At 41.7% G+C, this 12427-nt stretch carries 10 protein-coding genes; 9 read left to right on the plus strand and 1 reads right to left on the minus strand.

All coding sequences use genetic code 11. From position 1 onward, the window contains the following. Positions 1–119: 119 nt before the first annotated feature. The 9 genes from DWW81_RS06575 (at position 120) to DWW81_RS06620 (ending at position 12155) form a co-directional block, all read left to right on the plus strand. A complete protein-coding gene (locus tag DWW81_RS06575) occupies positions 120–563 on the plus strand; it encodes a MarR family transcriptional regulator (protein ID WP_117897053.1) in 444 nt (147 codons plus the stop codon). 9 nt (positions 564–572) lie between these two features. After that, a complete protein-coding gene (locus tag DWW81_RS06580; RefSeq protein ID WP_022288298.1) occupies positions 573–767 on the plus strand; it encodes a DUF6472 family protein in 195 nt (64 codons plus the stop codon). 516 nt (positions 768–1283) lie between these two features. Then, complete coding sequence (locus DWW81_RS06590; RefSeq protein WP_117897051.1) at positions 1284–1520, plus strand: hypothetical protein; 237 nt, start codon at positions 1284–1286, stop codon at positions 1518–1520. Next, positions 1507–2109: a signal peptidase I gene (lepB, locus tag DWW81_RS06595; protein WP_022288300.1), complete on the plus strand. Its 603-nt coding sequence runs from the start codon at positions 1507–1509 to the stop codon at positions 2107–2109. The genes DWW81_RS06590 and lepB overlap by 14 nt, the downstream gene beginning before the upstream one ends. 44 nt (positions 2110–2153) lie before the next feature. Further along, complete coding sequence (locus DWW81_RS06600) at positions 2154–7904, plus strand: Cna B-type domain-containing protein (protein WP_147338969.1); 5751 nt, start codon at positions 2154–2156, stop codon at positions 7902–7904. 28 nt (positions 7905–7932) lie between these two features. Next, complete coding sequence (locus DWW81_RS06605) at positions 7933–9519, plus strand: isopeptide-forming domain-containing fimbrial protein (protein WP_117897049.1); 1587 nt, start codon at positions 7933–7935, stop codon at positions 9517–9519. Between the two features lie 63 nt (positions 9520–9582). Next, positions 9583–10506 (plus strand): class C sortase, encoded by a 924-nt coding sequence (locus DWW81_RS06610; RefSeq protein WP_046440730.1) that lies wholly within the window; start codon positions 9583–9585, stop codon positions 10504–10506. Beyond that, positions 10496–11476: a Cna B-type domain-containing protein gene (locus DWW81_RS06615; protein ID WP_181982686.1), complete on the plus strand. Its 981-nt coding sequence runs from the start codon at positions 10496–10498 to the stop codon at positions 11474–11476. Before DWW81_RS06610 ends, DWW81_RS06615 begins: the two co-directional genes overlap by 11 nt. Before the next feature lie 43 nt (positions 11477–11519). Then, positions 11520–12155, plus strand: coding sequence for a sortase (locus DWW81_RS06620; protein WP_117897047.1), 636 nt, complete (start codon positions 11520–11522; stop codon positions 12153–12155). Positions 12156–12194: 39 nt separating this feature from the next. On the opposite strand, the gene DWW81_RS13235 is transcribed toward DWW81_RS06620, so the two are convergent. Beyond that, a complete protein-coding gene (locus DWW81_RS13235) occupies positions 12195–12371 on the minus strand; it encodes a hypothetical protein (RefSeq protein ID WP_181979829.1) in 177 nt (58 codons plus the stop codon). Positions 12372–12427: the final 56 nt, after the last annotated feature.

Genomic DNA, 12427 nt, shown 5'->3' on the forward strand with positions numbered 1-12427 from the left:
CAAAATCAAATATTGATATAATTCTGCTATTGACAAATGAGAAGTGTATGTTATAATTACTGTGTGTGGAAAAATCAACGAAAATACGTTGTAATTAGCTTTATGTGGAGGAAGTAAAAATGGTAGACAATGTACGTCGTGAATGTATCATGTCAATGTATGAGATATACCCTCTCAGCAGAAAATTGGTATTTGATACGTTTGATAAGAAAAAGTATGATATAACAAGAACTCAGCAGATAATAATGCTGTCACTATGTATTGAGGGAACGCTCACAATGTCACAGCTTGCAAGCAAGATAAACACTTCTAATGAGCAGGCAACAAGGGCTGTGGCACAGCTTGTTGACAAGGGCTTTGTTATCAGAATGCAAAACCCCGATAATCGCAGAGTTATCAACATCAGGCTCACTGACGAAGCTATGCGCTTTATGGAAAAGATGAAAAACGAGATACTTGATGATATACTTGGTAAATTTTCCGGTGTTTCAGATAGTGATATGAAAAAAATGAAGGACGCACTTGTATTTATAAATAGTATACTTAAAAAGGTGCTTAAATAGGAGGCTGTTATGACAAAGGCGAAGAAAATAGTCAGCCGTTGCGAAAGCTGTGTGAATTACGTTTTTGATGAGGATTGTGAATGTTACTGCTGCATGGTCGATCTTGATGAGGACGAAGCATACAGATCAATGAGCGACAGCGAATATAGCTGTCCTTATTACAGGCTTGATGATGAATATGCTGTTGTGAGAAAGCAAAATTGATGATAGATCGGTGAATACATGAAATTTGCCGATTTTTCTTGTTTTAATGGATGTGTAAAGTTTAAAGGCTTGTCAATGTAGCTGTGTAAAGCCTGCTTGCTTTGCAGTGGTTATTTGACGCAGAATAAGTATCGATCCGGGGCTGAATATGTGTTTGGCTAATGATAGAAAGTTATTTATCAAAGTTTACAAAATATTAATAAATACAGTATTAGTATACAATGTTAAAATATTGACTATGCAGGCTGCTATAATCAAAATAGGAAAGATTTTTTGGGGGAAAGTTGCAATTAGCGTAAAAACGCAGGTTTCGTATTGTTTCATGTTCAAGGCTAATAAATATGCCGTTTTATCAACTGCCGGCACTGTGAAAATGATAAATCAATATTGTGCGAACTATCGGTATATTTATATGTAATAAAATACAAATATGATATATTGTGGGATTGACAAATGGAAAATCAAGTGATATAATACTTGTAATTATATAGGCATATTGAGTCGGAGGTGAGGCTTTTGAAGGATAAGGCGCTTGAAAAATTGTCGAAAAATGAGCTGCTTGAGTTAATGCTTTATCTGCGAAAAGAATATGATAAGCTTAACGCAGAGAATGAAAAGCTTCTTCAAAAGCTTGAAGATAAAAAAAGTATCACTGACCGACTTGACAGGCTGGAGCGGCAGGTAGCTGCACTGACAGGTCACAAGCTGATTGTTGAGCAGCCGGTAGTGGAGGAAGATCATGGCGGCAGATAGCAAGAACGAGGTGTTAAAAAAACCTGAGCTTCCTGATGTCCAGACACTTGAGCGGGTGGTAAAAAAGCATCATGAAAGGCGGGAATATCTGAGGATACTCCGCAGCACCGTGGCGTCGCTTCTTGTTGTGGCAGCGGCGGCAGTGATCATATCAATGTTATTTTTGCCTGTTTTGAGAGTAACGGGTACAAGTATGACGCCGACCTTGCATGACGACGAGCTGGTGGTGTGCAGAAAGCGTGGAAGCTTTCAGAAGGGCGATATAGTTGCGTTTTATTATAATAATAAGATACTGTTGAAGCGTGTTATCGCTACAGCAGGAGATGTGGTGGATATCAAGGAGGACGGTACTGTTATCGTCAACGGAAAAACCTTGAATGAGCCGTATGTTGACGGCAAAGCTCTGGGAGAATGTGATATCGAGCTGCCTTATCAGGTGCCTGACGAGAGAATATTCGTTATGGGCGACCACAGATCTACGTCTGTTGACAGCCGTACAAAGAGGATAGGCTGTATTGCTGAGGAAGCAGTGCTTGGAAAGGTCTCACTGAGGATATATCCTTTTAAAAGGATAGGCACAGTGGACTAGCGTTTATTATAAATAGTGTATAATTTCGGAGGGAGTGATCCGTTTTGCAGAATTTTAACGGTAAAGTTCGGCAATATCTAAAAGAAAATGAAAGGAAAAAACGCAGCCGTTTGTTCGGTGTGGTGCTGTCTGTTGTTATGACAGTGTCAGTGCTGGCAAGTCTTGTTATGCCTGCAATAAGTGCCACTGAGGGTACTTCTGTGGCAGGGGGAAATGTTTCTTATAACGGCGGAAGCTATTCTTATAAGGATGCGAATAGTGTCACGATAAAATCCTATGATGCGGTCGGTTCAGGAAAAGACCAATCTAAAAAGATCGAATTCAATGTGGAATTTGATTTTGATAAGGGCGAAATGACCAATAGGTATATTTATTTCCCTATCGATGATAATGTTAGCCTGCCCGAGGGCGGTATACCGTCAGACGGAACCTGGGGCGATGTCGAGGATACTCACTTCGATGAAGGACATGGAATTTCAGGTAAGTACAGAGTCGACGAGATAGATGGAAAGAAGTATCTTTTTATTGAGTTTGACGAGCGATATAAACAGAAAAATGAGAAGGACGCTATAAGCGGTAAGGCAAGCTTTGAGGGTAATGTAAAGCGTAAGGATACAGATACAGGCGATAAGACCACTGTTGAGATAGGCGGTCAGACGGTTGAAATAGGCGGTTTCACTCCGCTCACTATGTCTGCCGTAAAGGACGCAAGCGAAACTGCAGACGGAGTTAAGTGGACTATCACAGTGAACAATCCTGCAAAGAAGCCTCTTGACAGGATCGAGGACAAGCTTTTTAAGGACGCTGTAGACGGCAGTTTTGTTGTTTCACCTGAGGGTGCGGGAAGCTATGACGCTTCAAGCGGAAAGTTTGTTTTCAGCGATGGATTCAGTGAAGAAAATGTTATCATAAGCTACACTACCCCATATCCTACAAGCGACCCGAATTTCGTTATGTCAGGTAAGGTGGAAAACAAATCCACTACATATGACAAAGACGGAAATGGAGTAAAAGCAGATAAAACTATTTATTCCCAATCAAAGAAGGATAAGATCTCAAAAACTGGCAAAAATGTTGACTACGACAATAATGAAGTCACGTGGGAAATTGTTGTAAGCAACCCTAGCGGTGCAGACCTCAAGGGCTATCACCTTTATGATGAAGCATTTCCTGATGCAAAGCCGGGAAGCTTTACACTCAAAGCTGACGATGGCTCAGATGTAAAGTACACACTTGACGGAAACACGCTTACGTTTGACGATAAAACAACAACGTCAAAAATTACTATCGAGTATGTGACAGCTATTGATCCTGACAAGGCGGAAACTACAAATACAGTTAAAATGCAAAGACCTGATAAAAGCAATCCATGGTCTGATATCACATCAAGTGAAACTGTTTATAATAAGTATCAGATATCAAAAAGTGGCTGGATAGATAATAACACATTAGGTATAATTAAATGGGAAGTAACTGTTAAATGTAATGACAAAAATTCCAACCTTAAAGGTAAGACAATAACTGACAATATGCTTAAAGCAGGACAGAAGGTCAGCATTAAAATAGGAAACGATACTATTGATGCAACGGTTGCAAGTGACGGTGAGCTTGTTTTGCCTGACAGCATAGGCGACAATAACGAGGTAGTTATTTCTTATGAAACAAAGGTCGCTGATTATGATCTTGGCGACCCTGACAGCAGTGGATATTATTCAGTGAAAAATACTGCAGGTATTGACGGCTTCCATTCTGACAAGACGGTTTATTATAAGCCTGTAAACGAGAAGTCAAAAACAGTTCTTGACATTTCTCAGAACGGGAGCAAGGTTACATATAAGTGGCAGGTAGAGGTCAAGCAGACAAACGGTTCCTTCAGGGGCAAAACTATAAGCGATGTAATGAACGCTGCGTCAAATGACGGCAAGTCAATAAAGAGCGTTCTTGACCCTGATTCCATTATTATGTATGTTCAGAGAAATGGAAAAGGAAGCTATGAAACTCTTAACAGTTCAAATTACACTGTAGTACCTAATGCCGACAACACTTCGTTTGAGATAAAGTTCAATGATAGTGAAGAATTTGACAATATAAACCTTGTGCAGATACAGTATAGCAGTACCGTAGATGTAACAGGTCTTGATGCAGGTACTATTATAGATGTAAATAATAAGGCTGCTTATAAGGGCGAAACTTTCGGACCTAGTGCAGATAAGACTAGGTTTACTATAGGTGACAGCTCCAAAGCGCCTTATGAAAAGTATGACGCTGCAAGCAGTACAGCAGGCGACACAGTGCATGATCTTAACAGCCTGCCTGTTGTTACTGTAAATGGCGTTGAGTATTACAGGTTTGATTGGCGGCTTGATATCAACAAGGACGGCACTTATAAGCGTAACGATAATGTCGAGATCGTGGACACGCTTCCGGCGGGAATGATATTCTACGAGAACAAGGATTATCTCAGGTATTCATTTGGAAATAGTTCTGATAAGTATGATTTTGCACAAACAAGTCAGTTTGAATATTTCTATGATAAGACAGCCAATACAGTAACTTTCAAGACTGTATGGAATCAGCAGGACGCTTGGACTGCTTACTACAGTACACTTATAAAGGTCGAAGATGTTAAGAACGGCATTTACAAGAATGGTACTGCAGCGTTCAAAAACACGGTTCAGGATAAAGCTGGAAAATATCCAGAGAGAAGCCAGACGCAGACAGTTAAGGAAAAGAACTTGAAGAAAACTTCTTCTCCGAAGTCCACCGGCTGTGAGATAACTTATACCATTGATGTTAACCCTAAAAAGCTCAAATGTTCTACAAGCGGAATGATAACTCTCAACGATGTTATCAAGTGCGGAGGCACGGCTGTAGTTAAGACAAAGGACGCTCAGGGTAACATTCAGACAAAAACGGTAAGCATAAATGGCAATTCCGCTGTTGATATGGATCTGAAGTCTATCAAGGTATTTGACGCAGATACGGGTGCAGAGCTTGCTGTGAGTGATTACAGTTATGTGATATCAGATCCGGAGGTAGTTGACAGCACAGTTTCTTGCAGTGCAGACGTTATTACCAACGAAAAGGGCAAGTTTGTCGCTAACTTTATTCCAAGTGAAAGTATTGTTGGCGCTAAGGGTACTATTGATCTGACTTTGCCTGAGGGCTACGAAAACGGAAATATAAAGAGTTACTATGTGGCTTATGGCTATATGGACGGCAACAGCTTCAAGGAAGTAAAGGCATTTGCCGATAAGAGCGGCGAGTGGTCAGATTTTGGCAAAAGCATATCCGTTCCTGTGGAAGAGGTTTCTTCTGAGAAGGCGGGCGGTGTTTTCAGAGTCGAATATGAATACAGGGATAGCAGCGGCTTTTCAAACACTGAAGTCAGCAATGAAAAAATGCTTTCGGCTGTAAAGTGTTCCGCACTGACAGCGAAGACACGAGATTTTGTAAAGAAACTTGAAATAAACGTTCCGGATCAGCGTCACCTGAAATTAGTATACATTTATACAGGCAGTCCTGCAAATGATGAGGACGCTGAGAACGATGGCTATAAAGTTCATGTGTTCAATAATATCTCATTTGACACAAACGGTTCAGCTGTAAATGACAGTGAAGATAATGATTCTGAGTTTGAGCTGATAAATCAGTCAAAGGCATCATCAACAACTGTTGAGCCATTTAAGCTTATGAAGGTAGACAGCGGAGACTATAGTATTATGCTCAAAGCTTCTTTTGAGATCTACAGATATACTAAGCTGGAAAATGGCACATACGATTGGCTCCCGGCAGTAGATTTCAAAGAAAATGCTGCGAAAGACAGAAGATCAGTTATTTGGGGAAATTCGGCACAGGATAAGGCGCAGACATTTAATGTAAATGCTGACGGTTCATACAATCTTGACCTTGAACCTGTCGCAGGCACCGGAAATACTGAGGGTCATCTTTATAAGCTTATAGAAAAGCAAAGTCCGGAGGGTTATCTTCTTGACGAAACTCCTATATATTTTGCTTTTAAAGTGCGTCCGGCTGTAGTTCCAAGTGAAGTCGGTGAGGACGGATATCAGTTCGTGAAGAACGGAGATATGTTCAGAGTAACAAATCTGCTGAAAGAATTTAAGATAACTGCAAGCAAGGTTTGGAGCGATGGAAACGGCAATCATTCGGCAGAGAGCGTAAAGTTCCTTCTTGGCTCGTCTACAACTAAGGTTTTAAGCGGTGTTCCAGATGATATTCAGTGGGGCAGTGATGAGGTAACTCTTAACGAAGCTAATAATTGGAAACATGAGTGGTCAAAGCTTCCTGGATATACGAAGGTCGGCAATGATTACAAGCAGCTTTACTACTATATCAAAGAGATCGACCTTGCAACAGGATATGAGGCTGTATACAGTGCAACGGCAATGAGCAAAAACACTGATGTTACAGTTACGAACGTCAAGGGACTTAACATTACGAAGGAATGGCGTGATGAGCTTGGAAACAAGCTTGCTGACAGCGAGCTTCCTGCCGGTATCGACAAGATCGAGGCAGATGTTTATGAGTCCTCTGTTGCACCAAATTCAACTTCAAGAGTGAATGGAGATAATGGAATACCAACAGATTGCAAACTTATAAAAACTGTTTCTCTGGAAAAGTCTAAGAATTGGACGGTAACTCTTGACGGTCTTGACAAGGACAAGTATTACTATGTTCTTGAAAAGAATATACCTGACGGCTTTGGCGTTACATATACTTATTCAAATAACGGCAGTGCCACGGGCTTTGATACTATCGTAAATACCAAGACCCCGCAGAAGGTAGAAAATATGGACGTTCGCCTGCAAAAGGCATGGTCTGACGGCGATAGCAATACCCATACCAATGATAAGGTAACGTTCAATATCTATAGGTCAACAAATAAGGCTGACGTGCCTGAAAAATATAACAAGTTTACAGGCACAATGGATAAGGGACAGAATGTTAAATTCAAGATCCTTACAAGCAATGGTGCAGAAATGGCTCAGAACGGAAGCTTTGCCTCTGAGTATACCATGTATGGCTCGGCTAGGTTCAGTTTTGATATGACAAAGTCATGGATAAATATCGGTGAAACTGAGGGACGTGTTAGAGTTCTTGACAGTTCAGGAGCTGTTCTGGCTGACATCTATAAGTCAGGTGAAAATTGGGTGGACGGCAAGGCTATACCTATATGGAGCGGTGATAGCAAGTATGTCAGCGTTAGTGATTACGTTACACCGTCTTGGGACAAGAGTCAGTTTGTTCTAAATCTGAATAATATCACTTCAGATATTACTGTTGAACTTACACTTAAGGGCGATAGTGGCTGTTCATACGCAGTAACAGCTGAGGATCTTGGCACACCTGAGAAGACGAACGTTACACCTGTTCCTAATAAAGATGCGATACCAAGCAGTGAAATATTCTTGTGGAAGCAGATAACGCTCACGGCGGATAACAACTGGTCAACTGCCGTTTCTCTTGAAGAAAATAATGTCAAAGGAAACAAGTATTATTATTGGTTTGAGGAGATAGATGTGAACGGTCAGCCGATAAGCACGTCATCATACAAGGCTTACTACAGATACAATGGCTCAGAAAATGAGAATTGTATTGATATGACAAAGAACGGCGATCAGTATGTTCAGGTCTATAACAACTCTGAGGAAACCTTAGGAGAGCTGCCTGAAACAGGCGGCATGGGTGTTATCCCATTCGTGGCAGCAGGCGGAACAGTCACTGTTGCTGCAACATTACTTTTAGTTACAAAGCGTCGCAAAAAAACGCTGTAAATAAACAAATATGAAAGGATAATTAATTATGAAGATGAAGAAATTCGCAGCTCTTGCTGCTGCAACCGTTATGTCAGTTTCAGCTATTGCTGCAACATCAGCATTCGGAGTATTTGCTACTACTGATGCTGGCGTTAATAACATTGTTATCAAGGATTCTGATACAAACAGAGTATATAAGGCTTATCAGATCTTTGACCAGGCATCTGCAACAAATACTATCAAGTGGGGCAAAGGCATTAATGGCGACGCTCTGCTTACCAAACTGAAAACTTCTGACCTTAACACTTATATGTCACAGTTTGACAGTGCCGAGAGTGCAGCAGACGTTGCAAAGATAATCTCAGATGCAGATCATTGGACAAAGGAAGATACTGCCAAGTTTGCAAAAGTCGCTTCTGGCTGCATCATCGACAGTAAGTCTGTAACTGCTCATGAAGCTAACGGTGAGTACACTATCAATGTTCCAAGTGCTGGCTATTATCTCGTTGTCGATGCAACAGAAAATAATGGTGTTGATAAGGCTAACTCAGCTCTTATCCTTAACGTTTCAGGCACAACAGACGTTACTCCAAAGAGGACAAAGCCAACACTTACAAAGCAGATCAAGCATAATGAGAATGACTCATGGGGCGATGTTGGCGACAACGCAATTGGTGACGATGTAGAGTTCAAGATCACAACAACTATACCAAGCGACGTATCAGCTTATGACAAGTATACATATACAGTTCGTGACCAGCTCAGCGAGGGCTTTACATTCAATGATAATCTTACATACAAGTATTATGACGCTGACGGTCAGGAGATCACTTCTGTTACAGTAGGCCCTAACACAACAGTTGGCGACGACAGCAGTACGACCGACTATAAGGAGTCTTTCTATGTTACTTTCGATATCAAGGAGCTTGTAAAGAACTATCCTACAGTTGCTAAGATCGAAACTTATTATTCTGCTAAGCTCAATGAAAAAGCTAAGGTAGCAGTTACTGCTCCTGACAGCGTGAACAATAACCCTAACACAGCTTATCTGACATATTCAAACAATCCTCAGGACACAACAGGTAAGGAGAAAGGTGAAACACCTAAGGTTACGGTTTATGACTGGACATTCTCACTTGTTGGTAATAAGGTAGACGAAAAGGGCGAGCCTCTTGCAGGTGCTAAGTTCCAGCTTAGAAATGTTCATGGCGATGCTATCAGACTTGTCAAGATAGAAGACAATGTTTACAGACTTGAGATTGGCGATGAGGCAGGCTCTGTAGATACTATCTGGACAGACTCAACAGGTAAGTTCACTATCAAGGGCATTGATGATCAGACAACTTACAAGCTTGTTGAGATAGAAGCTCCTGCTCAGTATAACAGAGCTGATCCATATGAGTTCAAGTTTGACACAACATATGATCCTGCTAATACGCTTCAGTCCATTCGTATGCTCGACGGCACTGATTCAGGCACAAGCGGTTCAACAGTTAAGATCATAAACCAGAAGGGCGGCTCACTTCCAACAACCGGCGGTATCGGTACTCAGATCTTCTACGGTGTAGGCGGAGCTATCGTACTGGGCGCAGGTGTGCTTCTCATTGCTAAGAAGAGAGCTAAGAACGACTAATTTTTGAATTTATTTTTACCTTTGTCCTGCCGATCTCGGTCGGCAGGCATCAGGGAGGACTCCATGAGGAAGAAAAGCGGTAAATCAACTACAATTTTATTGGTCTTGTTATTGCTTGTGGGGCTCTCCGTGATGTTATATCCAACAATAAGCGATTGGTGGAACTCCAAAACGCAAAGCCGTGCGGTGGCGACTTATCAGAAAGCGGCAAATGACCTTTCTGACAAGGAGAATGAAGAGATACTCAGCCGTGCCAGAAAATATAATGAAGAGATAGCAAAACTTGCCCGACCTTTTGTGGATTATGATCAGGTCAAGGGCTATGAGGATATCCTAGATATCACGGGGACGGGTGTTATGGGCTATATTTCCATTCCTACTATAAGGGTGGAGCTGCCTATTTATCATGGCACAAGTGACGGCGTGTTAAATGTCGCTGTGGGACATCTGCAAGGTTCGAGCCTGCCTGTTGGCGGAGCGGACACTCATTCGGTCATTTCAGCACATAGAGGTCTGCCGTCAGCAAAGCTTTTCAGCGACCTTGATAAGCTTGCGGAGGGCGATGAGTTCACTATAACAGTGTTGAAAGAGGTCTATACATATGAGGTCGAGGCTGTTTATATAGTTCTGCCTAATGAAATGGATAAGCTGAACATTATTCCGGGTGAGGATCATGTTACGTTGACTACCTGTACACCATACGGAGTCAATTCTCACAGGCTTCTTGTTCGTGCAAAGAGAGTTGAAACTGCGGACGATACAAAGAGTGTTTCAAAAATAACGGCAGACGCTGTTCAGCTCGATTCTCTTGTGGTCGTGCCTTTTGTAGCAATACCATTGTTTGTGGTACTGCTTGTGTGGTGGTTTGTGGATTCAAAACGCAAAAAAATCTCTCATGATGAGCTTGTGGCAATGCTAGATAAGCCAGAGAGTGACGATAATGTTGAAAATCTACCTGATAAGGAGAGTAGCAAAGATGAAACTTAAATTTTCTCAGCTTGCAAAGGCTGTTTTGTGTACAGCGGCAATGGCTGTTTCAGCCTTGGGAAGCATGACGATCTCAGCTTCTGCAGCAGATAATATCAATGTGGATATAGTGTGCAAAAATGATACAACGACTGTTAGTAATGCCGAGTGGAGTATATATAAGGTCGGTGAGCGTAAGGAAGCTGACTTTGTCCTTACCGGTGAGTTCAGCGATTATCCTATAGATATGTCTGATTTTACTGACGCTTCAAAAATGCAGGCTGTCGCTGATACGCTCGACAACTACGCAAAAACGGATAACATTACACCTGTTTCAACAGGCAAGACGGACGCAAACGGTGAAGTAAAGCTTTCTGCTGATTCTGTGGGTCTGTATCTTGTTTCAGGCAAGAGTTTTGAAAACACAACAGCTAAGTTTACACCTTCCCCGTCACTTATCGAGATAGATAAGGATATCGTTGCTGAGGGTCAGATAACAGTTTACACCAAGTTCACATACGAAGAGATCCCGGCAGGGGACAGTGATTATGGTGTAAGGAAGTCGTGGATAGTTCCTGATGGTCAGAAAAAGCTCATACCTGATAATATCAAGGTGGAGATCTATCGTGATGGCAAACTTTTTGATACTGTTACTCTTAGTGCTGACAACAATTGGGAGTATTTCTGGAAAGACGATACTGCAGCTGAGTGGTCAGTTAAGGAGATAGATATTCCTGTCAACTACACAGTTGTTACCAAAAACAATGACAAGCTGTTTCTTATAGAGAACACATATAAGTCAGACAGTTCGAGTAATACAGATAGTAGTTCAAGCACACCTGACAGCAGCTCGTCAGGCTCTGATTCATCAAGCTCAACGCCTGACAATATACCACAGACTGGTTCGCTCAACTGGCCGGTGCCTGTACTTATAGGCGGTGGAGTTATCCTTATCGCAGCAGGCTGGAGAGTAAGCAGAAAAGAGAAATAAAGGCGAAACCACATAGGCTCGCCTTTACAACAGGAGAAAAATAGTGACTAAAAAAAAGCTAGGACTTTTGTTGATAATAATGGGGATAATGCTGATAGCGGCGGCATTATCCCTTAATTATTACAACTATTTTCATGAAAAGCAAAGTAATAAAAGGATGGAGTCTGTGCTGAGTGACCTGAAAACGCAGATCTCAGACAGTTCAGATGATAGCGACAGCAGTTCACCCTTTGACATTTTCGACGATAGTCGATCCACGAACAGCGAGATAGATGACCCGGATAAGGATATCGTGCTTGACGGCAACTCATATATAGGCTTGATTTCATTCCCGACACTGGGGCAGGAGTTTCCTGTGACTCGTGGCTGGAGCTATGCTGCAATGAATACTGCAGCTTGTCAGTACAGCGGCAGACGTGTAGACAATGACCTTATAATCTGCGCTCACAATTACACAGGCTTTTTTGATAAGCTGGATAAGCTCAGCTCAGGTGATGAGGTCATTTTCACCGATGTTTATGGCAGAGAATTTAACTATACTGTCACAAACAGCGAACTGCTGAGCGGCTGGGATTCGCCATCGCTCATAAAAGGTGGTGGCAGCGACTGGGATCTGACCTTGTTCACCTGCACATGGAGCGGTTACAGCAGAGTGACTGTAAGACTTGTTTATTCATAAATACATCAAAAACGCACAGAGTTCTACACCCTGTGCGTTTTATATTCCTGCGGCTAGTCTTATTTTTTTTATATCAAAAGTTTTTAGTTTGTCATCGTATATGCAGTGTCGTCTTGACTTTCTTGGGTGGCGGCGTGTATAGTCAATGGCTTCTACAAGGTCATTTGTTTGAAAAACTGGACGTTTCATTGCTTTGTTGTAAACTGTGTATCTCATAAAAATACCTCCCAAATAATTGTTATAATTAATTATAACATTAATTGGTACGTTGG

This window comes from Ruminococcus sp. AF17-1AC (assembly GCF_003461385.1).
Lineage (GTDB): Bacteria > Bacillota > Clostridia > Oscillospirales > Ruminococcaceae > Hominimerdicola > Hominimerdicola aceti.

Excerpts from the sequence above, each read along its gene's own strand:
- DWW81_RS06575 (WP_117897053.1), top strand. The coding sequence starts at position 120 with ATGGTAGACAATGTACGTCGTGAATGTATCATGTCAATGTATGAGATA.
- DWW81_RS06580 (WP_022288298.1), top strand. The coding sequence starts at position 573 with ATGACAAAGGCGAAGAAAATAGTCAGCCGTTGCGAAAGCTGTGTGAAT.
- lepB (WP_022288300.1), top strand. The coding sequence starts at position 1,507 with ATGGCGGCAGATAGCAAGAACGAGGTGTTAAAAAAACCTGAGCTTCCT.
- DWW81_RS06605 (WP_117897049.1), top strand. The coding sequence starts at position 7,933 with ATGAAGATGAAGAAATTCGCAGCTCTTGCTGCTGCAACCGTTATGTCA.
- DWW81_RS06610 (WP_046440730.1), top strand. The coding sequence starts at position 9,583 with ATGAGGAAGAAAAGCGGTAAATCAACTACAATTTTATTGGTCTTGTTA.
- DWW81_RS06615 (WP_181982686.1), top strand. The coding sequence starts at position 10,496 with ATGAAACTTAAATTTTCTCAGCTTGCAAAGGCTGTTTTGTGTACAGCG.
- DWW81_RS13235 (WP_181979829.1), bottom strand. The coding sequence starts at position 12,371 with ATGAGATACACAGTTTACAACAAAGCAATGAAACGTCCAGTTTTTCAA.